Annotated in this window: 23 protein-coding genes and 3 tRNA genes; 22 read left to right on the top strand and 4 right to left on the bottom strand. The window is 63.5% G+C overall.

Annotated elements, in window-relative coordinates:
* The first annotated feature begins 31 nt into the window (after positions 1-31).
* From lon to LZ518_RS04235, 3 genes are all read left to right on the top strand, one after another.
* Complete coding sequence (gene lon, locus LZ518_RS04245; protein WP_249914779.1) at positions 32-2,434, top strand: endopeptidase La; 2,403 nt, start codon at positions 32-34, stop codon at positions 2,432-2,434.
* A gap of 88 nt (positions 2,435-2,522) precedes the next feature.
* The gene (locus LZ518_RS04240) at positions 2,523-2,795 is read left to right on the top strand and encodes an HU family DNA-binding protein (RefSeq protein WP_119530479.1); all 273 of its coding nucleotides are present in this window, start codon (positions 2,523-2,525) and stop codon (positions 2,793-2,795) included.
* A gap of 72 nt (positions 2,796-2,867) precedes the next feature.
* Positions 2,868-2,942: transfer RNA gene (locus tag LZ518_RS04235), tRNA-Val, on the top strand.
* Positions 2,943-3,052: 110 nt separating this feature from the next.
* Here the strand turns inward: LZ518_RS04235 and LZ518_RS04230 are convergent.
* Complete coding sequence (locus tag LZ518_RS04230) at positions 3,053-3,769, bottom strand: Crp/Fnr family transcriptional regulator (RefSeq protein WP_249914778.1); 717 nt, start codon at positions 3,767-3,769, stop codon at positions 3,053-3,055.
* Between the two features lie 77 nt (positions 3,770-3,846).
* Positions 3,847-4,287, bottom strand: a complete 441-nt coding sequence (locus LZ518_RS04225) for an HIT family protein (protein ID WP_249914777.1) — start codon at positions 4,285-4,287, stop codon at positions 3,847-3,849.
* Positions 4,288-4,367: 80 nt separating this feature from the next.
* Here LZ518_RS04225 and LZ518_RS04220 point away from each other — a divergent pair.
* The 9 genes from LZ518_RS04220 (at position 4,368) to LZ518_RS04185 (ending at position 10,450) form a co-directional block, all read left to right on the top strand.
* A tRNA-His gene (locus LZ518_RS04220) sits at positions 4,368-4,444 on the top strand.
* A 34-nt stretch (positions 4,445-4,478) separates the two neighbouring features.
* Positions 4,479-5,528 (top strand): Glu/Leu/Phe/Val family dehydrogenase, encoded by a 1,050-nt coding sequence (locus LZ518_RS04215; protein ID WP_249914776.1) that lies wholly within the window; start codon positions 4,479-4,481, stop codon positions 5,526-5,528.
* A 57-nt stretch (positions 5,529-5,585) separates the two neighbouring features.
* Positions 5,586-6,305 carry a heme ABC transporter permease CcmC gene (gene ccmC / locus LZ518_RS04210; RefSeq protein ID WP_249914775.1) on the top strand — a complete coding sequence of 240 codons (720 nt, stop codon included), beginning with the start codon at positions 5,586-5,588 and terminating at the stop codon, positions 6,303-6,305.
* Positions 6,302-6,430, top strand: coding sequence for a hypothetical protein (locus LZ518_RS13380; RefSeq protein WP_283938153.1), 129 nt, complete (start codon positions 6,302-6,304; stop codon positions 6,428-6,430). The genes ccmC and LZ518_RS13380 overlap by 4 nt, the downstream gene beginning before the upstream one ends.
* Entirely contained in the window at positions 6,427-6,852 is a 426-nt protein-coding gene (ccmE, locus tag LZ518_RS04205; protein WP_249914774.1) for a cytochrome c maturation protein CcmE, read from the top strand. The genes LZ518_RS13380 and ccmE overlap by 4 nt, the downstream gene beginning before the upstream one ends.
* A gap of 103 nt (positions 6,853-6,955) precedes the next feature.
* Positions 6,956-8,881: a heme lyase CcmF/NrfE family subunit gene (locus LZ518_RS04200; protein ID WP_249914773.1), complete on the top strand. Its 1,926-nt coding sequence runs from the start codon at positions 6,956-6,958 to the stop codon at positions 8,879-8,881.
* Positions 8,878-9,405 (top strand): redoxin family protein, encoded by a 528-nt coding sequence (locus tag LZ518_RS04195; RefSeq protein WP_249914772.1) that lies wholly within the window; start codon positions 8,878-8,880, stop codon positions 9,403-9,405. The genes LZ518_RS04200 and LZ518_RS04195 overlap by 4 nt, the downstream gene beginning before the upstream one ends.
* Positions 9,402-9,806 (top strand): cytochrome c-type biogenesis protein, encoded by a 405-nt coding sequence (locus LZ518_RS04190; protein ID WP_249914771.1) that lies wholly within the window; start codon positions 9,402-9,404, stop codon positions 9,804-9,806. Before LZ518_RS04195 ends, LZ518_RS04190 begins: the two co-directional genes overlap by 4 nt.
* On the top strand, positions 9,803-10,450 hold the full coding sequence (locus LZ518_RS04185; protein WP_249914770.1) for a tetratricopeptide repeat protein: 648 nt from the start codon (positions 9,803-9,805) through the stop codon (positions 10,448-10,450). Before LZ518_RS04190 ends, LZ518_RS04185 begins: the two co-directional genes overlap by 4 nt.
* On the opposite strand, the gene ald is transcribed toward LZ518_RS04185, so the two are convergent.
* Positions 10,435-11,535, bottom strand: a complete 1,101-nt coding sequence (ald, locus tag LZ518_RS04180) for an alanine dehydrogenase (protein WP_249914769.1) — start codon at positions 11,533-11,535, stop codon at positions 10,435-10,437. The two genes, LZ518_RS04185 and ald, sit on opposite strands and share 16 nt — an antisense overlap.
* Before the next feature lie 125 nt (positions 11,536-11,660).
* Here ald and LZ518_RS04175 point away from each other — a divergent pair, with 125 nt between their 5' ends.
* Positions 11,661-13,610, top strand: a complete 1,950-nt coding sequence (locus tag LZ518_RS04175) for a potassium transporter Kup (RefSeq protein ID WP_249914768.1) — start codon at positions 11,661-11,663, stop codon at positions 13,608-13,610.
* A 4-nt stretch (positions 13,611-13,614) separates the two neighbouring features.
* Positions 13,615-14,118: a 2'-5' RNA ligase family protein gene (locus tag LZ518_RS04170; RefSeq protein ID WP_249914767.1), complete on the top strand. Its 504-nt coding sequence runs from the start codon at positions 13,615-13,617 to the stop codon at positions 14,116-14,118.
* Here the strand turns inward: LZ518_RS04170 and LZ518_RS04165 are convergent.
* On the bottom strand, positions 14,115-14,528 hold the full coding sequence (locus tag LZ518_RS04165; protein ID WP_249914766.1) for a DUF3775 domain-containing protein: 414 nt from the start codon (positions 14,526-14,528) through the stop codon (positions 14,115-14,117). The two genes, LZ518_RS04170 and LZ518_RS04165, sit on opposite strands and share 4 nt — an antisense overlap.
* Positions 14,529-14,689: 161 nt before the next feature.
* On the opposite strand from LZ518_RS04165, the gene LZ518_RS04160 reads away from it, so the two are divergent.
* The 8 genes from LZ518_RS04160 to dnaE all read left to right on the top strand — a co-directional run bounded on the left by LZ518_RS04160 (position 14,690) and on the right by dnaE (position 24,095).
* Positions 14,690-14,766, top strand: a tRNA-Met gene (locus LZ518_RS04160).
* Positions 14,767-15,214: 448 nt separating this feature from the next.
* Entirely contained in the window at positions 15,215-16,537 is a 1,323-nt protein-coding gene (gene proS / locus LZ518_RS04155; protein WP_249914765.1) for a proline--tRNA ligase, read from the top strand.
* Positions 16,534-17,784: a lipoprotein-releasing ABC transporter permease subunit gene (locus LZ518_RS04150; RefSeq protein ID WP_249914764.1), complete on the top strand. Its 1,251-nt coding sequence runs from the start codon at positions 16,534-16,536 to the stop codon at positions 17,782-17,784. The genes proS and LZ518_RS04150 overlap by 4 nt, the downstream gene beginning before the upstream one ends.
* Positions 17,777-18,451 (top strand): ABC transporter ATP-binding protein, encoded by a 675-nt coding sequence (locus LZ518_RS04145; protein ID WP_249914763.1) that lies wholly within the window; start codon positions 17,777-17,779, stop codon positions 18,449-18,451. The genes LZ518_RS04150 and LZ518_RS04145 overlap by 8 nt, the downstream gene beginning before the upstream one ends.
* A 77-nt stretch (positions 18,452-18,528) precedes the next feature.
* Positions 18,529-19,011: a glutathione peroxidase gene (locus LZ518_RS04140; protein WP_249914762.1), complete on the top strand. Its 483-nt coding sequence runs from the start codon at positions 18,529-18,531 to the stop codon at positions 19,009-19,011.
* Positions 19,012-19,098: 87 nt separating this feature from the next.
* Positions 19,099-19,626, top strand: coding sequence for a hypothetical protein (locus LZ518_RS04135; RefSeq protein WP_249914761.1), 528 nt, complete (start codon positions 19,099-19,101; stop codon positions 19,624-19,626).
* Positions 19,627-19,726: 100 nt separating this feature from the next.
* On the top strand, positions 19,727-20,446 hold the full coding sequence (locus LZ518_RS04130) for a hypothetical protein (protein ID WP_249914760.1): 720 nt from the start codon (positions 19,727-19,729) through the stop codon (positions 20,444-20,446).
* Between the two features lie 130 nt (positions 20,447-20,576).
* Complete coding sequence (dnaE, locus tag LZ518_RS04125; protein ID WP_249914759.1) at positions 20,577-24,095, top strand: DNA polymerase III subunit alpha; 3,519 nt, start codon at positions 20,577-20,579, stop codon at positions 24,093-24,095.
* Positions 24,096-24,315: the final 220 nt, after the last annotated feature.

The following is a 24,315-nucleotide window of genomic DNA, read 5'->3' as shown; positions in this document are numbered from 1 at the left end:
GCTCGTTAAAGGCGCCGCCCATATATCGGACATGACAACTCGTACTCTTCCGGTTCTTCCCCTTCGCGACATCGTCGTCTTTCCTCACCGTATCGTGCCGCTGTTCGTCGGCCGCGAAAAATCCGTCGCCGCTCTCGAGGCCGCGATGGCGGCCGACAAGGAGCTGTTCCTGGTCGCCCAGCTCGATCCCTCCGAGGACGATCCGGACCGCGACGCGCTCTATGACCTGGGCGTCATTGCGACGGCGATGCAGCTCCTGAAATTGCCTGACGGTACGGTCCGGGTGCTGGTTGAAGGCGCGCAGCGCGCCCGGCTGGTCAATCTGAGCGACGGCGAAGGGCATCAGCTGGCCGAAGTCGAGATGGTCGACGAAGAGGCGGCGGAGGGTCCCGAAGCAGCGGCGCTGATGCGCTCGGTGATCGATCAGTTCGACAATTATGCCAAGCTCAACAAGCGTCTTCCGGCGGAAACGTCGATGCAGCTCGGCGAGATCGAAGAGCCTTCGATCCTGGCCGATGCGGTCGCTTCCAACCTGTCGATAAAGGTTGCCGACAAGCAGGCACTGCTCGGCGAGCTCAACCCCGCCCGACGGCTGGAGATGGTGTTTGCCTTCATGGAAGGCGAGCTTGGCGTCCTTCAGGTCGAAAAGAAGATCCGCAGCCGGGTCAAGCGGCAGATGGAGAAGACCCAGCGCGAATATTATTTGAACGAACAGCTGAAGGCGATCCAGCGCGAACTCGGCAATGAAGCCGAAGAGGGCGGGGACGAGCTCAACGAACTAGCCTCCAAGATTCGCAAGACCCGGCTCAGCAAGGAGGCCCGGAACCGCGCAAACGCCGAACTGAAGAAGCTGCGCGGGATGGCACCGATGAGCGCCGAGGCGACGGTCGCCCGCAACTATCTCGACGTGCTGCTCGGCCTGCCCTGGGGAAAGAAATCGCGACTGAAGCGGGATATTGCCGAGGCGCAACGGGTGCTCGACGAGGACCATTACGGGCTGGAGAAGGTCAAGGACCGGATCGTCGAATATCTGGCGGTCCAGGCTCGCACCAACCGGCTCAAGGGGCCGATCCTTTGCCTGGTTGGACCTCCCGGCGTCGGCAAGACCTCGCTTGGCCGCTCGATCGCCCGCGCGACGGGCCGCGAGTTCGCTCGCCAGTCGCTCGGCGGCGTTCGGGACGAAGCCGAGATCCGCGGTCACCGGCGGACCTATATCGGCTCGCTGCCGGGCAAAATCATCGCCAACCTGAAGAAGGCAGGCACCAGCAACCCGCTGTTCCTGCTCGACGAAATTGACAAGCTTGGCCAGGATTTCCGCGGCGATCCCGCTTCGGCACTACTCGAAGTGCTGGATCCCGAGCAGAACAGCCGCTTCCAGGACCATTATCTGGAGCTGGATTACGATCTTAGCGACGTGATGTTTGTCACGACCGCCAACTCGCTCGACATGCCGCAGCCGTTGCTCGACCGCATGGAGATCATCCGGCTCGAGGGTTATACCGAGGACGAGAAAGTAGAGATTGCCAAGCGCCATCTCATCCCCAAGCAGATCGAGGCTCACGGATTGAAGGACGGCGAACTGGTGTTCGCTGACGAAGGCCTCCGCGCGATGATCCGTCATTATACCCGCGAGGCCGGTGTCCGTACGCTTGAACGGGAATTGGCCAAGATTGCTCGCAAGTCGCTGCGGCAGATTCTCGAAAAGAAGACCGAAACGGTAACCCTGACCGCCGAGAATGTTGGCGATTATCTTGGCGTTCGCCGCTTCCGCTACGGGGTCGGAGAGGAAGAGGATCAGATCGGCGCCGTGACCGGACTCGCCTGGACCGAGGTTGGGGGCGAGTTGCTGACGATCGAGGCGGTAACCGTGCCCGGAAAGGGCCAGATCCGCACGACCGGCAAGCTTGGCGAAGTGATGACGGAGTCGATCCAGACCGCGATGAGCTTCGTCAAGGCGCGCTCGCCCACCTACGGCGTCAAGCCTTCGATCTTCGCGCGCAAGGACATTCACGTCCACTTGCCCGAAGGTGCGGTGCCAAAGGATGGCCCCTCCGCCGGTATCGGCATGGTAACGGCGATGATTTCTACCCTTACGGCCATCCCCGTCCGGCGCGATATCGCCATGACGGGCGAGGTGACGCTTCGTGGTCGGGTTCTCCCGATCGGCGGCCTTAAGGAGAAACTGCTCGCGGCGCTGCGCGGCGGCATTCGCACTGTGCTGATCCCGGCCGAAAATGAAAAGGATCTGGCCGAGATTCCTTCATCGGTGAAAGAGGCCCTGGAGATCATTCCCGTCAGCCATGTCGATGAAGCGTTGGCTCGTGCGCTGACCCAACCAATGGTTCCGATCGAATGGACGGATGCCGACGAGCAGGCTACCGAGCCGGTTGTGCATCCAGCCGTTGGTGGGGAAGGACCTGCGGTTCGTCACTAAGGGCTTTGACTTAACGGCCAGAAATTGCCTTAAGTTGGCCGATCTTCGGGCTCGCGAGTCTCGCAGCGCCCATCCTGGGAGTTTGGACATGAACAAGCAGGAACTCATCGGCCATGTTGCGGACCGCGCCGGACTCTCCCGCAACGATGCGAGCCGAGCGGTCGAAACCATGCTCGAGGTCATTACCTCGACCCTCAAGCGGGGAGATGAAGTCCGGCTTGTCGGGTTCGGCAATTTCTCGGTGACTCGGCGCAAGGCATCGACCGGGCGGAATCCGCGAACCGGAGAACCGATGCAGATCAAGGCGACCTCACAGCCCAAATTTAGGCCGGGCAAGGTGCTCAAGGACGCCGTTCAGTAATCGGTCTGGACAGCCGCGACACCCTCATCTAACGGCGTCGCTTCCTGTCTCTCCAGGCAGGTTTTTGGGCATGGGCGCGTAGCTCAGCGGTAGAGCACACCCTTCACACGGGTGGGGTCACAGGTTCAATCCCTGTCGCGCCCACCATGCCTTGCAAGCGAGCTTCCGGGGGGCGTTCGAGCAAGCCATGCCGGGGGCATGGCGGCGCAGGACGGCGAGCAGGGGCATCGCGAAGCGATCACCCGCACAAGTTTGCGCTACTGCAGATAGCCAGGCTGGAATCCGGCGACCCGCCGCAACTCGTTCCAATCCGTAAACAATATCTCGCGCCCGCGACGCTTGATCAGGCCTTGCCGCTCAAGGTCGGCGAATACGCGGTTGACGTTGACCGACGTCTGGCCGGTAATGTCGGCGACCTGCTGCTGGGTGAATGGATTGACCATCGGCTGTTGCCGGACGTCGATGCCCAGCCGCGCGGCGGTCTCGCACAGCAAATGCGCGACCCGTGCCGTGGAGTCGCGCCTTCCGGTATTTACCAGCCATTCGTAACCGATGGCGTTTTGGCGCTGGATCAGCTTCCAGAAAAAGCGTGCAACTTCCGGATTGGCGTCGACAATCGCGTCGAAATCTTCGGCCTTTCCAACCAAAATTTCGCTGCGGACTATGGCCTGGATGCCATAATCGGCCACGCCCTCATGCGGTAATATGCCCTCGCCAGGGAACCGCAGCGCGACGATCTGGCGGCGGCCGCTGCCGTCTGATTTGAATTTGGCCAGGATGCCCGAGCGGACCAGCATGACCTCGTCCCGGCTCACTCCCGGCTCGCGGAATGGGCGGCGCGTTTCGACATGCACGACCTTGTGCGGCATCTCGATAAACAGGTCGACAAATTTGGAGGCCAATCCCGCCTTCAACAAAGTGTCGCGCAGATTCACGCCGGTCTCCGCCGGCGAGCGGGCTCGTCGAATCGTCATCAGTTCTCCCCGAGGGAGGGATGCTCTGCTTGTTACGCTCGCGCAAGCACTAACATAGCACTGAAATATAAAGACAGTTAATAGATTGTTAACCAGTTTTGCATCAACCGATCGCGAACCAAGTCCAAAGCCGGCGGCGTCAATGCAACCGCGGACTTCAGGTCCGGCGGTCCTGGCCAGCCACAATCTTCGACGGTTGCTGCTTCAATGGAGCGCGACCCCTCATAGCGTGGGAAGACGTGGAAGTGGACTTGTGGGTCGACCATCATCAGCATCAGATAGTTGATCCGCTCATACTGGATCTCGGCTTTCAAGGTGGCCTCAATTTGACCAGTGATCGCGGCCAGCTCGGCATGTGCGCCAGAAGGCAGGTCGCCAAAAGCGGTGGCCTCGCCCTTGGCTGCCAGCACCAATGAGCCCAGGGTCACCTGCGCGGGGCGCAGCAAGACCACCCAATGGTCAAATTCGCGGATCAAGCTGCCCGGGTAGCCGAATTTCGTCATCGTCGCGTTGGCCATGCGCCTCTCCCTTGCTATTGCTTGCCAAGCTGAAGGTGCTTCCTTAAGGAGCCCGCGCGTCCCTTCAAAGACGCTTCATGGCGATCGTAGCTCAGTTGGTTAGAGCATCGGTTTGTGGTACCGAGGGTCGCGGGTTCAAGTCCCGTCGATCGCCCCAGTTTTTCATTGCCGGACAGGCGGTTAGGCGATCCATGAACACCCCTTGGGGCTATCCCGATTTCGATGCGCATGAAGCGCTGCATTTTGTCACCGATGAAAAGAGCGGACTTCGCGCAATCATCGCCATGCACTCGACCCACCTTGGGCCGGCGGCGGGCGGTACGCGGTTATGGCACTATGCCGACGATGCCGAAGCGCTGACCGACGCGCTGCGTCTGTCCCGCGGCATGAGCTACAAGAATGCCATGGCAGGATTGCCTCTTGGCGGTGGCAAGGCAGTCGTCCTGGCCAACCAGACCCGAACCAAGACTCCGGAGATGCTGGCGGCCTTCGGCCAGGCAGTGAATTCGCTTGGCGGCAAATATGTGACCGCCGAGGACGTCGGAATGTCGGTCAGCGACATGATCGCAATCTCGCAGCAGACCAGGTTCGTCGCCGGCCTGCCGGTGGCGGGCGGCGCGGTTGGCGGCGATCCGGGGCCTCACACCTCGCTCGGCGTTTTCCTCGGCATCAAGGCCGCGGTGAAGCGCGCGCTTGGCAAGGACAGCCTCAACGGCCTGCATATCGCGCTGCAAGGGGCCGGTAGCGTCGCCGGGGGTGTTGCCCGCCAGGCAGCGGCTGAAGGCGCCCGGCTATCGATTGCTGACGTCGACCGCGCCCGCGCGGAAAAGCTTGCAGCGGAAACCGGTGGCACCGTGGTTGCGCCGGACGACGTTCTTTACGTCGAGGCCGATGTCGTCAGTCCTTGCGCGCTTGGTGCGATCCTGACCGAGCATACGATTGGCCGGCTCAATGCCCCGATCATCGCTGGCGGCGCGAACAACCAGCTGGCAACGGCTGCGGATGGGCGCCGGCTGCAGGCACGCGGCATCCTCTACGCTCCGGATTATGTCATCAACGCCGGCGGCATCATCAACGTGTCGACCGAATATCTGGGTGACGGCGGACCCGATCTTGTGCGCTCGCGGATCGAGGCCATCCCCGGCCGGCTCGAGCAGATCTGGGCGGAAAGCGCCGCGACCGACCAGGATCCCGCCTGCGTCGCCGACGCCATGGCGCAGAAGCTGATCGGGCGCCGCTAGGCACTCCAGGCCAATTGAAGGAAGGGCAGGGGTCCGCTACGTCGCAGGCCAGCTACCATGCACGGTTACGCCAACCCCGCCCGCTTCCTTAAGATCGCCCGGCCTGCCACGGCCTGGCTGCTGGGCATTGGCGTGTTTCTGCTGCTGGCCGGTGTGGGTGGCGGCCTGGCCGTCACGCCGCCCGACTATCTGCAGGGCGAGACGGTGCGCATCCTTTACATCCATGTTCCGGCCGCATGGCTCGGGATGGCGGGGTGGGCCTCGATCGCCGCCGCCTCGATCAGCCAGCTGGTCTGGCGCCATCCGCTTGCCGCGATTGCAGGCAGGGCCGTCGCGCCCGCCGGCGCGACCTTCGCCGCGCTGTGCCTGGCCACCGGGTCGATCTGGGGACGCCCGACCTGGGGCACCTGGTGGGAGTGGGACGGGCGCCTGACGTCGATGTTGATCCTCTTCTTCCTCTACCTCGGCTATATTGCCCTTTCATCGGCTGAGCGGGAGCGGGGCGGGGACGGGCGCATGGCCGCGCTGTTTGGCATGGTCGGCGCCGTGAACCTGCCGATCATCCATTATTCGGTCCTCTGGTGGCGGACGCTTCACCAGGGCCAGTCGATCAGCATTACGCAAGGTTCGTCGATCGCTCCCGAACTGCTTTGGCCGCTACCGCTGACCATGGTCGGCTTTACCGCCATTTTCGCGGCGGTGGCGTTGATGCTGATGCGCGCCGATCTCGCGCGCTCCAAGCTCGAAGCGCGGTTGCGCCGGAGTGCGGCCGAATGAACCAATGGGCCTTTGTCATCGCGGCATATGCCGTGGCCGGCGTGGCAACGATCGGGCTCGTCGCCTCGTCCTATTTGGCGATGCGAAAGGCAGAGGGGGACGCGGAGGCGGCCAAGCGCCGATGATCGTCCGTCCCAAGCATCAGCGCCTGATCCTGATCGTCCTTGCCGCCGCTGCCCTGGTCGGCGCGGTATTGCTGGCGATGTGGGGCTTGAAGGATCGCGCCGCATATTTCGCCACCCCGTCCGACATCGTTGCCGGAAAGGCCGCCCCGGACAAGGCGATGCGGCTGGGGGGCATGGTGGTCAAGGGCTCTCTCAAGCGCGATTCCGACGGCCTTACCCTTCGCTTCGACGTCAGCGACATGAAGGCGGTAACGCCCGTCGTCTTCCGCGGGATCGCGCCCAACCTGTTCAAGGAGGGCAGCGGCGTGGTCGCCGAAGGCCGTCTCCAGCCTGACGGGCTGTTCGTTGCCGACAATATTCTTGCCAAGCATGACGAGCGCTACATGCCACCGCAAATGGCAAACGAAGCAGTGGCTCAATGACCCCCCCCTCCGTCATCCCGGGCTTGACCCGGGATCTGCTTTTTCTTGAGCCGGTCGAAGGCAGGCGGACCCCGGATCAAGTCCGGGGTGACGAGTTTTCGTCATGATTGCCGAGGCGGGTCTTGCCGCTCTGTGGCTGGCGGCCGCGCTGGCGGCCCTGCAACTCGCGCTGGCTTGCGGACTGGGCGGCGAGGACGGGAGGTCGATCCGCACCGTTCGTGCCGTCGCATTGGGGCAGGGGTTCCTCACCATCATCGCCTTCGCAGCGCTGATCGGACTGTTCCTGCGCAGCGACATGAGCGTCTTGCTGGTCGCGGAGAACAGCCACAGCCAGAAGCCCTGGCTCTACAAATTTGCCGGCGCCTGGGGGAACCATGAGGGCTCAATGCTCCTTTGGGTCACCGTTCTGGCCCTCGCCGGGGCAGTGGTCGCCCTTTTCGAGCGGCGTCTCGACCAGCAAACGTTGGGCGCCGCGCTCGGAGCCCAGGCCGCGCTCGCACTCGGCTTTTTCGCTTTCCTGCTACTTGCGTCCAACCCGTTCGAGCGGCTTGATCCTGCACCGCTCGATGGCCGCGGGCTCAACCCACTGCTCCAGGATCCCGGCCTGGCCTTCCATCCGCCGACGCTTTACCTCGGCTATGTCGGCCTGTCGGTGGCCTTCAGCCTCGCCGTCGCCGGCCTGATCCGCGGAAATGTAGGTCCGGCAATTGCCAGGGCGATGCGGCCTTGGGTACTCGCCGCCTGGATATTACTGACCCTCGGCATAACCGCCGGCAGCTATTGGGCCTATTATGAGTTGGGCTGGGGCGGCTGGTGGTTCTGGGATCCGGTCGAAAATGCCTCGCTGATGCCATGGCTGGCCGCCACGGCACTACTTCACAGCGTCAATGTCCTGGCGGCCCGGGGCGGCCTGAGGGCCTGGACCATGATGCTGGCGCTGGTCGCCTTTTCAATGTCGATGATCGGCACTTTTCTTGTCCGTTCGGGCATCCTGACCTCGGTCCACGCCTTCGCGGTAGACCCTCTGCGCGGCACCTTCATTCTTGCCTTGCTGGCGCTCTATATCGGCGCGGCGCTGCTGCTGTTTGCCGTGCGCATCGCTCATGTGAAGGAAGGTGCGCCGTTCGAAATCGTCAGCCGCGAAGGAGGGCTGGTAGCCAATAATCTGCTGCTGTCGGTGATCCTCGGAATCGTCTTTGTCGGTACGCTTTATCCGCTTATTGCCGAAGCTCTCTCCGGGGAGAAGCTGTCGGTCGGACCGCCATATTTCAACAGCGTCGCCAGCCCGCTGGCGCTGTGTCTTGCGGCCCTGATGCTGATCGGCCCCCAGCTCAAATGGCGGCGTGACGCCAAGCCCGTCCTGCCACGCATCGCGCCGGGAGTGATGGCCGCGCTAGCAGTGCTGCTCGCCAGCATTTTGCTCGCACCGCAAATTGGAATCCTGCCCCGGCTCGGACTCGCCCTCGGCGGGGCGCTCATCCTTGCGAGCCTGCTGCCATTGTTGGGTCGTTCGCTGCGCCGCACCCCGCTGGCGATCTGGGGCATGGTCTTAGCTCATTTGGGGGTTGGAGTGGCGATCGTCGGCATGGCTTCCGACAGCGCCTTCACCCAGGAGAAGCTGGCGGTTGCGCGGCCCGGCGATCGGGTCGCGGTCGGACCGTGGCTGGTCGAATTTCGGGAAGTCGGCCCCCTTGCCGGACCCAATTGGACTGCTTTGGAGGCTGAGCTCCGTGCCTCACGCGGGTCCGGCGTTACGGTGCTGAAACCGCAAAGCCGGTTCTTCTCGGAGCCGCCGACTACCACCAACGAAGCGGCAATCGCCACCAGCTGGAATGGCCAGCTTTATGCGGTGCTGGGTGACGAAGCGGGAGAAGGCCGCTGGCAGCTCCGCCTTTGGTGGAAGCCATTCGTCACGCTGATCTGGCTGGGCGGCGTATTGATTGCGTTGGGCGGTACAATGGCCCTTGCGGGGCGCTTGTTCCGGCGTCGGCGGTCGGACGGTTTCTACCGAGCGGAGTCATACGCATGAGCCGGATACTGCGCTTCCTGCCCTTGCTCATTCTGGCCGCGTTCGTCGGCGCGGTATCCTGGCGGCTGAGCAGTCCGGCTGACGAAAAAATCACGTCAAAGATGCTTGGCCAGCCAGTCCCTAGTTTCGCATTGTCCCCCGCTGTCTCAGGCAAGCCGGGCCTGGCGTCATCCGACCTGGCGTCGGGCCGACCGCGCATGGTCAATGTTTTCGCCAGCTGGTGCGTGCCCTGCATCGCCGAAGCGCCGCTGCTGGCCGAGCTAAATGCCAAGGGCGCGGCGATTGATGCCATCGCGGTACGCGACAAGCCCGAGGACGTGGCCGAGTTCCTGGCCGTGCGCGGCGACCCGTTCCAGCGCATTGGCGCAGATCCGGAAAGCAAGGCGCAGCTTGCGCTGGGATCGTCCGGTGTCCCCGAGACCTTCATTGTCGATGGTCGCGGCATCATCCGCTACCAGCATATGGGGCCGATCGAGCCCGCCGACGTGCCGAAGTTGCTAGCGCAATGGGAGGCGGCCAAGTGAAGCGCCTGCTTCCGCTTTTGCTTATTTGCGCCGCGCCTGCCTTGGCCGACTCCAGCTTGCCGCCAGCGCGCTGGGCCAACGAGCAGCTGCCGGACGCGCGCCAAGAAGCCCAGGCAAAGGCGTTGATGGAGGAGCTCCGCTGCCTGGTTTGCCAGGGTCAGTCCATTGCGGACAGCAATGCCGAACTAGCCGGCGACATGCGCGCATTGGTTCGCCAGCGAATTGCCGCGGGTGAGCGGCCAGAACAGGTTCGCTCATGGCTGATTGAGCGTTACGGCGATTGGGTCAGCTACCGCCCGCCGATCGAACCGCTGACTTGGCCATTGTGGGCCGCACCCCTGATGCTGTTGCTTGCTGGAGCATGGCTGTTGCGCAAGCGGCTTGTCAGGAGGGGCCGGTGATGGGTTTCACCTGGCTCGGACTGATTGCGCTGTTGGCGATAGGGTTCTTCTGGCTGCTTAGGTTGCGCGGATCGTTGCTGACCCTGGCGGCTGCGGCAATCGCCTTTGGTTGCGCCGGCTATGCGATGCAGGGAAGGCCTGATCTGGACGGCGTCCCTCGGGCTGCCGCGGGGCATACTCCACCGTTGCCGCTGACCGGCGCACGCCATGCCTTGATGGGCCAGTTCGACGCCGCGGACGCATGGGTGAGCATGTCCGAATCACTGGCGTCGCGCGGCAAGACCGAGGATGCGGCTAATCTGCTCAGGGCCCAGGTCAGGCGCCATCCGTACGACTATCGCCTGTGGGTCGGGCTGGGCAACGCGCTGACCGACCATAGCCGGACACTGTCGCCGGCGGCACGCTTTGCATTCCAGCGTGCGATTGAGTTGGCCCCTGGCTATCCGGCACCGCGCTTCTTCCTTGGCCTGGCCGAAGCGCGATCGGGCAACCCTCCGGAAGCGATCCGGCTGTGGCAGGCTATCCTTGCAGACGCGCCGGCTGACGCCAGCTGGCGGCCGATGATCGAGGATGGAATTCTCTTGATGAAGGCGGGAGCGCCGGCCGTACCGGCGCCCCCCAAATCGGCTCAGGCCGGCTCGTAAGGAAGATCGAGCGCCTCGGCGACCGCTTCGTGGCGGATCTTGCCGCCCGAGACGTTGAGGCCGTTGGCAAGATGCGGGTCCTGCCGCATCGCTTCCTCGGCACCGAGGTTGGCGATCCTGAGCGCAAACGGCAACGTCGCATTGTTGAGCGCGAACGCGCTGGTCCGGGCAACCGCGCCCGGCATGTTCGCAACGCAATAATGAATGACGCCGTCGACCTCGAACACGGGGTCGGAATGGGTCGTCGGATGGCTGGTTTCGAAGCAGCCGCCCTGGTCGATGGCAATGTCGACCAGCACGCTACCGCGCTTCATCGTCTTCAGCATTTCGCGTGTGACCAGCTTCGGGGCCGCCGCGCCTGGCACAAGCACCGCGCCAATCACCAGCTCGGCCTCGTCAACCGCGCGGGCAATCGCATCGCGCGAGGCATAGGCGGTCTTGATCTGCGAACCGAAGAACATGTCGAGCTCGGCCAGGCGCTCGTTGGAAATGTCGTAGATGGTGACATCGGCGCGCATGCCGACGGCCATCTGCGCAGCGTTGACGCCGGAGACGCCGCCGCCGAGGATCGCGACCTTGGCCGGCGCGACGCCTGGGACGCCACCCAGCAGGACGCCGCGTCCGCCGGGTTCCTTTTCGAGATAGTGGGCGCCAACCTGGACCGACATCCGGCCGGCAACTTCCGACATCGGCTTGAGCAGGGGCAGCGCACCGCTGCGCGAGGTCACCGTTTCATAGGCGATGCAGGTCGCGCCCGATTTCATCAGCCCTTCCGCCTGCGGCTTGTCGGCGGCAAGGTGGAGATAGGTGAACAATATGTGCCGAGGCTCGAGCAGCTCGATTTCGGGCAGCTGCGGTTCCTTCACCTTTACGATCATGTCGCTCTTGGCGAAGACGTCGGCGGCGGTCGGCAGGATCGTTGCTCCGGCCTTTTCATAGGCCTTGTCGGGGCAGTCGATGCCGCTGCCCGCCTTGGTCTCGACAAATACCTCATGGCCATGCGCGACCAGTTCGGCCACCGAAGCGGGCGTCAGGCCGACGCGATATTCATGGACTTTGATTTCTTTCGGCACTCCGACGCGCATGATGGGTTCGCTCCAAATTGGGAAAGTTGCGGCCCTATAGCCCCGGCTTGGCGCGATTGCAGCGTCTTTTTGCCGGTGCTAGGGCGGCGCGCCGCGCCTGAGCGCCGTGAGGGCCTTTACAGAGTATGAGCATTACCCCCGCCGGTACCGCAGAGATCGCCACCGGCGACCAAATCCAGGGTCACGGACACGCCCAAGGTTCGCTCCCCAAGCTGATGGTGGGGGCGATCGGTATCGTCTTTGGCGATATCGGCACGTCGCCGATCTACGCCTTTCGCGAGACGTTCTCGGTGCATCATCAGCTCGTTCCGGACACGCTTCACATCTATGGCGTGCTCAGCCTGATCTTCTGGTCGATGCTGATCATCGTCGCTCTCAAATATGTGACGATCATCATGCGCGCAGACAACAAGGGGGAGGGCGGCAGCCTCGCCTTGCTGGCGCTGATCAACCGCACCGCGGCGGAAGGCGAAAAAAAGAAATGGACGCTGGGCATCGTCATGCTCGGCGTGTTCGCCACCGCCTTGTTCTACGGCGACAGCATGATCACCCCGGCAATCTCCGTTCTCTCCGCGGTCGAGGGCCTGACCACCGTCCAGGCGGGTTTCGAGCCGTACGTCGTGCCGACCGCGATCGGCATCCTGGTCGGCTTATTCGCCATTCAAGCGCGCGGCACCGCCAAGGTCGGCCTTTTGTTCGGCCCGATCATGCTGGTCTATTTCGTCACCATTGCGGTTCTGGGCGGCATGCACATCGTCAAGCATCCGGCGGTCTTCGTCGAGATGTTCAATCCATGGAATGCGATCGAATTCTATATCTCGGAGCCGCTCAGGGCATTCATCGCCATGGGCAGCGTGGTTCTCGCCGTAACCGGCGCCGAGGCGCTCTATGCCGACATGGGCCATTTCGGGCGCCGCCCGATCAAGTTCAGCTGGCTGGTCTTCGTCATGCCGGCGCTGCTGATCAACTATATGGGACAGGGAGCTTTGCTGCTCTCGCTGCCCGCTGAACAGGCGATGGAAACGGTCAAGAATCCTTTCTTCTTCCTCGCTCCTGACCAGTTCCGCCTGCCGCTCGTCATTCTAGCGACGCTGGCGACAATCATCGCGAGCCAGGCGGTCATCTCGGGCGCCTTTTCGGTCACCCAGCAGGCGATCCAACTGGGCTTCATTCCCCGCCTGCGCATCACCCACACCAGCGAACATGCCGCCGGACAAATCTACATCCCGGTGGTCAACTGGGCGCTGATGATCATGGTCATCTTGCTCGTGCTGACGTTCCAGTCGTCGTCAAACCTGGCCGCGGCCTATGGCATCGCCGTCACCGGCGCGATGGCGATCGATACGGTCTTGATCTCGGTGGTGCTGTTCAACCTGTGGAAGTGGCCGGCGTGGAAGGCATTCCCGCTGCTGGTGATCTTTGCCACCATCGACATCCTCTACTTCAGCGCCAACCTGCTGAAGGTTCCCGCCGGCGGCTGGTTCCCGCTGCTGGTCGGCGCCATCGCCTTCACCTTCCTCACCACCTGGGCCAAGGGCCGCAAGCTGATGATCGACCGGATGGCCGAAGCCAGCCTGCCGATCGAGGTGTTTATCAAGTCCGCGGCCACCAGTGCCGCCCGCGTCCCAGGTACCGCCGTCTTCATGACGACGTCGATGACCGGCGTGCCCCATGCCCTGCTGCACAACCTCAAGCACAACAAGGTGCTGCACGAGCGGGTGATGCTGCTGACGGTCAGGATCGAGGACGTGCCCTTTGTCGCCGGGGAACGCCGGATCGAAACCAAGGATTATGGCGCGGGCTTTTTCCGCATCATCCTTCGCTATGGTTTCATGGAGGAAATCGACGTTCCGGCAGCCCTGGCACAGGTCAAGAAATGCGGCCCGCAGTTCAAGATGATGGACACCAGCTTCTTCCTCGCCCGCCAGACGCTGATCGCCTCCGCCCGCCCGGGCATGGCGATCTGGCGCGAAAAGCTGTTCGCATGGATGCTGCGCAACGCGGAAAGCGCGATGGAATTCTTCAAGCTGCCGACCAACCGCGTCGTCGAGTTGGGCTCGCAAGTCGAGATATAGTCGGGTGTCCGGCCCGCTGATCGTCACTGCCGACTTCACCGCAGACGATTTCGCATGGCTGGAAGGGTTGAGGCGCGCCCATTACCCCGCCGAGCATAATCGGGTTCCGGTCCATCTGACGATGTTCCAGGGCTTGCCGCCATCAGCTATCGATGAGGTCAGGCAACAGCTCTCGATGCACGCCGCCGAACTTCCTCCGAGGGCGACGATCGCAGGCCTGATGAACCTTAGCACCGGCGTTGCCTTTCGCGTCGTGAGCGAAGAGTTGGAAGCAGTTCGCGAAGCCATTGCGGATCATTTCCATGGCTTGCTCACCGGTCCGGACGCTGGCGGATGGCGCCCGCACGTCACGATACAGAACAAGGTTGCCGCGAGGAACGCGAAGGCGTTGCTGGATCGATTGAACACTGATTTCCGGCCGCGGCCGCTCGGCATCGCGGGCCTATCGGTGCATCGCTATCTAGGCGGGCCGTGGGAAACGCTCGGAAGCTACCGGTTCCGGGGCTAGCTGAGGTCGCCGATTCCGTCGCAGCTGAGGTCGAACGCCGCCAACCCGGCTTCCAGCACTGACGCAAGCATCGGCATGTCCATCAACTCTTCGACGATATTGGCTTCTTCGGACGCCGCCTCGAACGCTTCGTCCCAGTCGGCGGCGTCATAAGTACCCTGGCCGACCCAGGCGAAGGCAAGCAGCTCGGCCTGCTGGTCGTCGGCCAGATCCTCCAGCGAGGCGATCAGCTCTTCCTCGACACTGGTATTGATCGAGTCGTCGAGCACCGACAAGGCCTCGCCGCTTCCCTCGTCATCGACGTTCTCGGGGGCCTCGCCGCCGTCATAGTCGGTTGGAACCTGCGCTTCATATTCCTTCGCGCGGAGAATGATGCGGCAAAGCGTGTCGAGCGGTGTTAGTGGTTCCATCGAACTACAGGCCTCCAGTTCCTCGCCCTTGAACGAGGGGAGGGGTGGCGGGTTCCACCCCGTGTTGACGCCCAGATACGTGGCTCTTATAGGCCCGCCACGCCCCCATCGGGCAAGGCCTTTTAAGTCAGTGATGCGGTCAGCGAGACCGCTGACCTTGGGGCGGAGTAGCTCAGCTGGTTAGAGCAGCGGAATCATAATCCGCGTGTCGGGGGTTCAAGTCCCTCCTCCGCTACCATTTTCACGCGCAGCATGTCCGGGGGACATGCGAGCATTAAAATCGGCGCGCTGCATGTCCGGGGGAGCATCTGAGTACGTCGCGCCGGGCGCGCGACGGCGCGAGATGGCGATCATGCGGCAAATCCGGCAAAAACAAAAACGCCCGGGCGCTAGTCCCGGGCGTCCTTGCGTGACGATTGCTCGTCAGCCCCCTTGGAAGTTTCGAAGCGCCTCGGCCCCCTGACCGGCGTCGGCTCCTCCCCGGACTTCCGGCCTGACGACCACGTCCGTGGGGCATTGGCTAGGCTCGAATATCGGCGCTTGTCACGCCGATTCGCGCATGGCGGACACATTCTCCATCAAGCTGTGACCATCGCGCCACAGCGTCTGGGATCATTGCGTTGCAGCAACCGCCTCTCTAGGACTGCCCGGAAATATCCTGCCGAATAGCCAGAAAGTCCTCTCCCTTGCGTCTCTCCCGCTGCTTCCTCCCGGTTCTGAAGGAAAGCCCTTCGGATGCGCAGATCGTCAGCCACAAGCTGATGCTGCGCGCGGGGCTGGTCCGTCAGACTGCCGCCGGCATTTACGCCTGGCTGCCGATCGGCTGGCGAGTGCTGCAGAAGATCGAGCAGATCGTGCGCGAGGAGCAGGATCGCGCCGGCGCCATCGAGATGCTGATGCCGACCCTGCAGTCGGCCGACCTGTGGCGCCAGTCGGGCCGCTACGACGCCTATGGACCGGAGATGCTGCGCCTCAAGGACCGGCATGATCGCGAAATGCTCTACGGCCCGACCAACGAGGAGATGATCACCGACATCTTCAAGGAAGGCGCGAAAAGCTATCGCGACCTGCCGCGCACCCTCTACCACATCCAGTGGAAGTTCCGGGACGAGGTCCGCCCGCGGTTTGGCGTGATGCGCGGCCGCGAATTCCTGATGAAGGACGCATACAGCTTCGATCTTGACGAAGCGGGCGCCCGACTCAGCTATTACAAGCAGTTGCTGGCCTATCTGCGCACTTTCCAGCGGATGGGCATTCGCGCCGTGCCGATGAAGGCCGCTTCGGGGCCGATCGGCGGCGACCTCAGCCATGAATTCATCGTGCTCGCCCCGACCGGCGAGAGCGAAGTATTCTACGATGCCGCATTCGAGGAGTTCGACTGGGCCCAGGCCAGCCTTGCCTATGACGATGCCAAGGGCCTCGAGGCGCTCTTCAATCAGGTGAGTTCGACCTATTCGGCGACCGACGAGACCCACGATCCGGCCCGCTGGAGCGAGGTGGCTGCAGACCGGCAGCGGCAGGGCCGCGGCATCGAGGTCGGGCATATCTTCTACTTCGGCACCAAATATTCGGCGTCGATGGGCCTCAAGGTGTCAGGTCCCGACGGGGCGATGGTGACGCCGGAGATGGGCAGTTACGGCGTCGGCGTCTCGCGCCTGGTCGGCGCGATCATCGAGGCCAGCCACGACGACAATGGCATAGTCTGGCCCGAAGCGGTGGCACCGTGGAAGGTCGGACTGGTCACGATGCGCGGCGACGACGAGGCGTCAATTGCGGCGGCCGAAGACATTTACGACAGGCTGACCCTGGCCGGGGTCGAGGTGCTTTATGACGACCGCGACGAGCGGGGCGGCGTAAAGCTTGGCTCGATGGATTTGATCGGATTACCCTGGCAGCTGATCATCGGCCCGCGCGGGCTGGCCCAGGGGTTGGTCGAACTCAAGAACAGGGCAACCGGCGAGAAGCAGGAACTTTCGATCGACTCTGCGCTAGATCGGCTAACTGCATGATATTAAACGCCCATGAAAAGATGATCGCCAAGCGATACCTCGTCCCGGTCAAGGGCGAGCGCTTCATCTTCGTCGTGGCCGGCTTCTCGATCGGGGCGGTTGCCCTCGGCGTCGCCGCGCTGATCATCGTCATGAGCGTGATGAACGGTTTTCGCGCCGAGCTGTTCGACAAGATCGTCGGCCTCAACGGGCATGCCATCATCCAGGGCTATGAGGGCCGCCTGCCAAATTGGGAGGAAATCGTCGATGCCGCCCGCAAGACGCCGGGGGTCACGTCGGCCACGCCGCTGATCGAGCAGCCGCTGATGGCGTCGGCCAATGGCCGGGTCGAAGGCGTGCTGGTCCGCGGCAACACCGTAGAGGACATCCGCACCAATCCGATCCTCAACGACAAGGTAATTTCGGGCGATCTCAAGTCGATTACGCCGGGTAGCGGGCGAGTGGCGATCGGGGCCCGGCTGGCGGAGGCCTTGGGCGCCTATCCGGGCGCGGAAATCTCGTTGATCAGCCCCGAAGGCCGCTCGACTCCGGTCGGCACGGTCCCGCGGATCGTTACTTACACGGTTGGCGCCATCTTCGAGGTCGGCATCTACGAATATGACCAGGCATTCGTCATCATGCCGATGCAGGACGCGCAGACGCTACTGCTGCTCGGCGACCAGGTCGGCATGGTCGAGGTGCAGGTCGATAATCCCGATAAGGTCGGTCAGGTGCTTGCCCCGCTCCAGCCGCTGATCCAGGGCAGGGGCGTCATCGTCGACTGGAAGAAGATGAACTCGGCGCTGTTCGAGGCGCTGGAGGTCGAGCGGATCGCGATGTTCGTGGTGCTGTGCATCATCATCCTGGTGGCGGCGTTCAACATCGCCTCGTCGCTGATCATGCTGGTCCGCGCCAAGACGCGCGACATCGCCATTTTAAGGACCATGGGCGCCAGTCGCGGCTCGATGCTCAAGATCTTCATGACCGTGGGCCTCAGCATCGGGATGATCGGAATTGTCATCGGAGCCATTCTCGGCGCGGTTTTCCTCTTCTTTCGCCAGGGCGTGGTGAACTTCATCCAGCTGGTGACCGGGCAGAATATCTGGGACCCCTCGGTCCGCTTCCTGACCGAGCTGCCATCGAGGACTGACCCGTTCGAGGTCGCGGCAATCGTCGCCGTGACGCTGGTGTTGACCTATTTCGCGACCCTGTTCCCGGCGCGCGGCGCCGCCAACACCGATCCGGTGCAGGTGCTGCGCTATGAGTGAGGCGGTACTGGCAACCCGCGGGCTGAAGCGCAGCTTCACCCAGGGCGGGGTCACAATCGATGTGCTACGGGACGTCAATCTCGAAGTCCAACCCGGTGAAATCGTTGCGCTTCTCGGGCCATCCGGCTCGGGCAAATCGACCCTGCTGCAGGCCGTCGGCCTGCTGGAAGGCGGCTTCGAAGGTTCGATCCGCATTGCCGGGGAAGAGGCAGCTTCGCTCGACGACAATGGCCGAACCGCGCTCCGCCGCGACACGCTTGGCTTCGTCTATCAATTTCATCACCTGCTGCCCGACTTCAACGCGCTGGAAAATGTGCTGCTGCCGCAGATCATCCATGGCGCCGACGCTGTCACGGCCCGGGCGCGCGCAACCCAGCTGCTGGATAAGCTGGGGCTCGGCCAGCGGCTCAATCATCGCCCTTCGAAGCTGTCAGGCGGCGAGCAGCAGCGCGTCGCGGTCGCTCGCGCGCTCGCCAATCGCCCGCCGCTGGTGCTGGCCGACGAGCCGACCGGCAACCTCGACGAGGCCACGGCCGACCGGGTGCTGGGCGAATTCCTGGCGCTGGTCCGCGGCGAGGGCAGCGCCGCCCTGGTCGCGACCCATAATGAGCGCCTTGCCAGCAAGATGGACCGGGTGGTGAGGCTGCATGAGGGGGTTTTGGAGTAATTCGTCATTGCGAGGAGCGTAGCGACGCGGCAATTCAGCTGGATTGCTTCGCTTCGCTCGCAATGACGGAGGAAATTATGTCCACCGAGATAACAACCATTCCCGTCACCGCTCCGAACGGGTTGCCGACCGACCTCGGCTCCCACAAGGGCGAGGTGATGCTGATCGTCAACGTCGCCTCGAAATGCGGCTTCACTCCCCAATATGAGGGGCTGGAAGCGCTGCAGCGCAAATATGAGGAGAAAGGTTTCTCCGTCATCGGCTTCCCCTGCAACCAGTTCGGCTCGCAGGAGCCCGGAAATGCCGAGGAAATCGCCAATTTCTGCAAGCTGACCTATGACGTCAGCTTCCCGGTGATGGGCAAGATCGACGTCAATGGCGACAAGGCCGCGCCGATCTACCAATACATGAAGGACGAGGCACCGGGCCTGCTCGGCTTCAAGGCGATCAAGTGGAACTTCACCAAATTCCTCGTCAATCGCGCCGGCAAGGTGGTGAAGCGCTATCCGCCCCAGGCCAAGCCCGAGGATCTTTCCCGCGATATCGAGGCGTTGCTTTAGGCCGTTCGGCCATCGGTCGATAATCGCTTGCCAGCGGTGCATGAAGGAACAAGCCTGGCCGGGTCATGGTCAAGGGGGAAATTCGCCATGCTTGCACCGATCGTTGGACTGTTGCTGATCCAGGCAGCGTCGCCTGCTCCTCCGCCGCCCGCCTGTACGGGGCCGGAGCATAGCCAGTTCGACTTCTGGGTCGGCGAATGGTCGGTAACGCCGACCGGCAAGGCCAATGTCGTCGCAACCAGCCTGATCGAAAAGCTCTACGGCGGATGCGCGGTCCGGGAAAATTGGATGCCGCTGAAAGGGACACCGGGCGGAAGCCTCAACAGCTATGTTGACGGGCGTTGGCGCCAGACCTGGGTCGACAGCTCCAATTCGCGGGTCGATTTCGTCGGCGGGCTGGTCGACGGCAAGATGGTTCTCACCGGTGACTGGAAGGGCGTGAACGGGCCCGGCCAGGACGCCATCATCCGCATGACCTATTCGAAGAATGCCGACGGCTCGGTCCGGCAGCATGGCGAGCAATCGACCGACTATGGCCTGACCTGGTCGACCAATTTCGATTTCACCTACCATCCCAAGGCGAAGGTGGCGCAGCGGGTTAGCCCGGGGGGTTGATCCGACCGGCACCCGGACGATGAAGCTGCGGCAGGCAGCTTCCCCCATTGAGAACTAAAGTTCTTCTGTTACGCTGCCGCAACGCTTGGGGGCCGACCGGATGCGCTTTCAGCTACCACAACCGTTGCATGGCTGGCGCGTCTTCGCGGGCGAAGTCGGCGTCATCGTGCTCGGCGTCCTGCTCGCGCTCAGCGCACAGCAGGTTGCCGAAGGTTTCCAGATGCGGTCCGAGGTGCGCGAGTTTCGCCGGACGATCGACCATGAGATCGGCCTCAACCTCTTCGTCTACGAGGTCCGCAACCGGGGAAGCGCCTGCAATATGCGGCGCATCAAGGAACTGCTGAACTGGGTGCGGAAGGCGCAGGACGGCCAAGCATTGCCGCAGATCAGCGCGTACGGACCTGGTACTATGGCGCCCTATCGCAGCGCCTGGGACTCTCGCGATGGCACCATTTTTGCCTATGTGCCGGCGAAAGCCCGCCAGAAATATGCTGAATTCTACGATGAGCTCGACGGCAATTCGGCACGGCTCAATGAAGAGGCAGATGCGTGGCTCCCCCTCAAGGGCTATGAACTTGCCGGACCGATTTCGATTGACGACCGGCGGACGATTTACCGCCATTTGGCGATGGCACTTGCTGCAGATCGAACTTGGGCAGGGAATATGCCTGTTTCGAAGGAGATTGCCGACGAACTGGGGGTGAAGCCCATTCAGCCGGACGGTCTTAGCAGGGAATTCCTAGCCTCACTCGATCAGTGTGAGTCGATCTTTGTTCCGGAGAAGGCGGCCAAATCCGGCGGCGGTGCCCCCAAGCGTTGAAGCCATCGAAGCGGTTTTCGATATCCGCTTTCCACCCATTTCGGCCATTTCTCATCCAAGGCAGAATGCTGGGGATAAGTCGCTGCCCGACGCTGGCGACTCAACAGCTTATTCCCCATAGTCGCCGACAATGTCCGCGCCATACGTTCCGCTTCGCGTTTTTTCATGCTTCACCATGCTCGAAGGTGCGATCGAGCCCAAGGCGATCGCCAAGCACGCCAAGAAGCTCGGCTTCCCGGCAATTGCCCTCAACGACCGCAATGGCCTCTATGCGGCCATGCCGTTCGGCGAGGCCTGCATGGGCGAGGGCGTGCAGCCGATTGTCGGGGCAATGCTGGCGGTCGCACGGCCCGATGAGATCGGCCCGGCGGGCGCAATCGACTGGCTGGTGCTGCTGGCCCAGGACGAAACGGGCTACGACAACCTCTGCCGGCTGGTATCGTCGGCGCATCTCGATCGCCCGATCGAGCAGGACCCGCATGTTCCCTTCACCTTGCTCGATGGCGCGACTGAAGGGCTGATCGCATTGACGGCGGGCGGGGAGGGCGCACTGGCTCGCCTGTACGCCGATGGACAACAGGACAAGGCAGTCACCTATGCCCGGCGATTGACGGGGCTTTTCCCCGACCGGCTCTATGTCGAGCTGTCGCGGCGGGGCGATGCGGTCGAGGTCGCCGCTGAAGCCGCGCTGATCGACCTCGCCTATGCATTGGACCTGCCGCTGGTCGCGACCAATCCGGCTCAATATGCCGAACCGCATTTCCACGCGGCGCACGATGCCATGCTGTGCATCGCCGGGTCGACCTATGTCGAGAACAGCGAGCGGCGGACGTCGTCCCCGGAGGCATGGCTGAAATCCGGCCCGATGATGGCGGAGATATTCGCCGACCTGCCCGAGGCCATCGCCAACACATCCGTCATCGCCCAGCGCTGCGCAGTGGCCGCGCCGAACCGCCGGCCGATCCTGCCACGATTGAGCGACGACGAAGACGAGACGCTTCGGCGTGAGGCGAGGGCAGGTCTGGAGCGCAGGCTCGCGCAAAAACGGGCGTTCGCCCCGAGCGAAGTCGAGGGGCAGCGTGTCTCGACTTCGCTCGACACGAACGGCGCTGGGGATTGCTTCGACCACTATCGCGAGCGGCTCGACTTCGAGATCGACGTCATCACCCGCATGGGTTTCGCCGGCTATTTCCTGATCGTCGCCGACTTCATCCAATGGGCCAAGGCAAGCGACATACCGGTCGGGCCGGGCCGCGGATCGGGCGCCGGCAGCGTCGTTGCCTGGTCGCTGACCATTACCGACCTCGATCCGATCGAACTGAACCTGCTGTTCGAGCGCTTCCTGAACCCGGAACGCGTGTCGATGCCCGACTTCGACATCGACTTCTGCGAAACCCATCGCGACAAGGTGATCGCCTATGTCCAGGGCAAGTACGGCCGCGACAAGGTGGCCCAGATCATCACCTTCGGGCGGCTGAAAGCGCGCGCCGTGCTCAAGGATACCGGGCGCGTCCTGCAGATGAGCTACGGGCAGGTCGACCGGCTGGCCAAGCTTGTTCCCAATCACCCGACCGACCCCTGGACGTTGGAGCGCAGCCTCAACGGCGTTGCCGAGCTGGAGAAGGAGTATCGCTCAGACCCGGAAGTGAAGCGGCTGTTCGACCTGGCGATGAAGCTGGAAGGCCTGCCACGGCATAGCTCGACCCACGCCGCCGGCGTGGTGATCGGCGATCGGCCGCTCAGCGAGCTTGTCCCGCTTTACCGCGATCCGCGTTCCGACATGCCGGTAACCCAGTTCGACATGAAATATGTCGAGGGCGCGGGCCTGGTGAAGTTCGACTTCCTCGGGTTGAAGACCCTGTCCGTCTTGAAGGAGGGTCAGCGGCTGCTGGCGCGGCGCGGGATCGAGGTCGATTTCCTGGCGCTCGCGTGGGACGATCCGGCGGTCTACGAGCTGCTGCAGCGTGGCGACACGGTCGGCGTGTTCCAGCTGGAATCGGAGGGCATGCGGCGAACGCTGGCCCAGGTCCGCCCGTCCAATTTCGGCGACATCATCGCGCTCGTTTCCCTCTACCGTCCCGGCCCGATGGACAACATCCCGCTGTTCGGGGACCGCAAGAATGGCCGCGTGCCGATCGCCTACCCGCACCCGATGCTCGAAGGCGTGCTCAAGGAAACCTACGGCATCTTCGTCTACCAGGAGCAGGTCATGCAGGCCGCGCAGGTGCTGGCCGGCTACAGCCTCGGCGAGGCCGACCTGCTGCGGCGGGCGATGGGCAAGAAGATCAAGTCGGAGATGGATGCCCAGCGCGCGCGCTTTATCGAGGGCGCGGCGAAGAACGATATCAAGTCGGCCAAGGCCAATGAGCTATTCGACTTGATCGACAAGTTCGCCGGCTATGGTTTCAACAAGAGCCACGCCGCGGCCTATGCGCTGGTGGCCTATCAGACCGCCTGGCTGAAAGCGCATCACCCGGCCGAATTCTTTGCCGCCTCGATGAGCTTCGACATGGCCCAGACCGACAAGCTGGCGCTGTTCGTCGAGGACATCAGACGCAGCGGGATCGAGTGCCTGCCACCCGACGTCAATGCGTCCGAGGCTGCGTTCAGCGTCGAGGACGGCCCGAAGGGACTGAGCGTGCGCTACGCATTGGGCGCGCTCAAGGGTGTCGGCGAAAAGGCGATGGAGGCGCTGGTAGCCGAGCGGAATGGGCGCGGCGCCTTCAATTCTCTCGACGAATTCGCCGAGCGGATCGATCCGCGGCTGCTCAATCGCCGCCAGCTGGAGAGCCTCGCCGCCGCCGGGGCGTTCGACAAGATCAACCCGGACCGTCCGTCGGTGTTTGCCGCGGCCGAAACTATTCTCGCCTACGCCGCTTCCGCCCATAGCCAGCGGACCAGCGGCCAGCATGGACTGTTTGGCGGCGGCTCGGACAGCGGCGTGGCGCCGATCCGCCTGCCGCGCGACGTGCGCTGGACCCTGGCCGAGAGGATGGCCGCGGAGCGCGAGGCGTTCGGCTTTTACTTCTCTGCCCACCCGGTCGATGCCCAACGCCACCTGCTTGCGGCGCACAAGGTCCGCAGCTTCGCCGAGCTGTCCGGGCTCCCGCTGGCGGAGGGCCGCTCGTCGGCAACCATGGCCGGCCTCATCGAAAGCACCCGGTGGCGCACGTCGGCCAAGGGGCGCCGCTACCTGATGGCGACGATATCGGACGCTTCAGGCCAGTATGAAGCGATGGTGTTCGACGACGAGCCGTCGGCGGCGTTGGAAAGCGCCGCCAAGTCGGGCGCCTGCGGCCTGCTGACGGTAGAGCTGGATCGCCGGCCCGGCGATGAAACTCCCCGGGTCGCGATCAAGCGCTTTCAGCCCCTCGAAAGCCTGGCCAAGCGATCGCGCCTGCAGCTGACGCTCAACCTCCCCGATGCCGCCCTGATCCCGGCGATCGCCCGTGAATTGGCGGCGGCGAAGGGCGGTAATGGCCTGGTGCGCGCGGTCGTGCCGGTCAGCGAGGGCAGGGAGGCCAGCCTGGTGCTAGGCCGTGAATTCAGCCTCGATGCGGACCTCGCCGCAAGGCTGACGCGGATCCTCGGCGATGGCGCTGTCGAGCTCAGCGCCCTGGAACCGCCCCGGCTTGCCCTCGTCGGCTAGTTAGACGGGGTCTCGGGCGGCTGCTGTTCCTCCACCGGCGGCGGGGTTTCGACCGGCTGAGTGACCTCAGGCTGGGGCGTCGCCGCTACCTCATTTTCCGTGGACGTTAGCGGCGCCTGCTCGATTGGCGTCTCGTCGACCGTCGCTTCGGGCGGCGGCGGAGTGGCCGTTTCATATTCCTCGCCCGGCAGCTCGCGCGGTGCCTTGCTCGGCGGCGGCG

It is taken from the genome of Sphingomonas brevis, from assembly GCF_023516505.1.
GTDB lineage: Bacteria > Pseudomonadota > Alphaproteobacteria > Sphingomonadales > Sphingomonadaceae > Sphingomicrobium > Sphingomicrobium breve.
This window is presented reverse-complemented; position numbering and strand designations above follow the sequence as displayed.

Bases quoted from the DNA above. Each gene is read 5' to 3' on its own strand.
- LZ518_RS04165 (WP_249914766.1), bottom strand. From the start codon at position 14,528: ATGGAACCACTAACACCGCTCGACACGCTTTGCCGCATCATTCTCCGC.
- LZ518_RS04140 (WP_249914762.1), top strand. From the start codon at position 18,529: ATGTCCACCGAGATAACAACCATTCCCGTCACCGCTCCGAACGGGTTG.
- LZ518_RS04145 (WP_249914763.1), top strand. From the start codon at position 17,777: ATGAGTGAGGCGGTACTGGCAACCCGCGGGCTGAAGCGCAGCTTCACC.
- dnaE (WP_249914759.1), top strand. From the start codon at position 20,577: ATGTCCGCGCCATACGTTCCGCTTCGCGTTTTTTCATGCTTCACCATG.
- LZ518_RS04200 (WP_249914773.1), top strand. From the start codon at position 6,956: ATGATTGCCGAGGCGGGTCTTGCCGCTCTGTGGCTGGCGGCCGCGCTG.
- LZ518_RS04225 (WP_249914777.1), bottom strand. From the start codon at position 4,287: ATGGCCAACGCGACGATGACGAAATTCGGCTACCCGGGCAGCTTGATC.
- LZ518_RS04175 (WP_249914768.1), top strand. From the start codon at position 11,661: ATGAGCATTACCCCCGCCGGTACCGCAGAGATCGCCACCGGCGACCAA.
- LZ518_RS04240 (WP_119530479.1), top strand. From the start codon at position 2,523: ATGAACAAGCAGGAACTCATCGGCCATGTTGCGGACCGCGCCGGACTC.
- LZ518_RS04195 (WP_249914772.1), top strand. From the start codon at position 8,878: ATGAGCCGGATACTGCGCTTCCTGCCCTTGCTCATTCTGGCCGCGTTC.
- ccmE (WP_249914774.1), top strand. From the start codon at position 6,427: ATGATCGTCCGTCCCAAGCATCAGCGCCTGATCCTGATCGTCCTTGCC.
- LZ518_RS04135 (WP_249914761.1), top strand. From the start codon at position 19,099: ATGCTTGCACCGATCGTTGGACTGTTGCTGATCCAGGCAGCGTCGCCT.
- LZ518_RS04130 (WP_249914760.1), top strand. From the start codon at position 19,727: ATGCGCTTTCAGCTACCACAACCGTTGCATGGCTGGCGCGTCTTCGCG.
- LZ518_RS04230 (WP_249914778.1), bottom strand. From the start codon at position 3,769: ATGACGATTCGACGAGCCCGCTCGCCGGCGGAGACCGGCGTGAATCTG.
- lon (WP_249914779.1), top strand. From the start codon at position 32: ATGACAACTCGTACTCTTCCGGTTCTTCCCCTTCGCGACATCGTCGTC.
- ccmC (WP_249914775.1), top strand. From the start codon at position 5,586: ATGCACGGTTACGCCAACCCCGCCCGCTTCCTTAAGATCGCCCGGCCT.
- ald (WP_249914769.1), bottom strand. From the start codon at position 11,535: ATGCGCGTCGGAGTGCCGAAAGAAATCAAAGTCCATGAATATCGCGTC.
- LZ518_RS04150 (WP_249914764.1), top strand. From the start codon at position 16,534: ATGATATTAAACGCCCATGAAAAGATGATCGCCAAGCGATACCTCGTC.
- LZ518_RS04215 (WP_249914776.1), top strand. From the start codon at position 4,479: ATGAACACCCCTTGGGGCTATCCCGATTTCGATGCGCATGAAGCGCTG.
- LZ518_RS13380 (WP_283938153.1), top strand. From the start codon at position 6,302: ATGAACCAATGGGCCTTTGTCATCGCGGCATATGCCGTGGCCGGCGTG.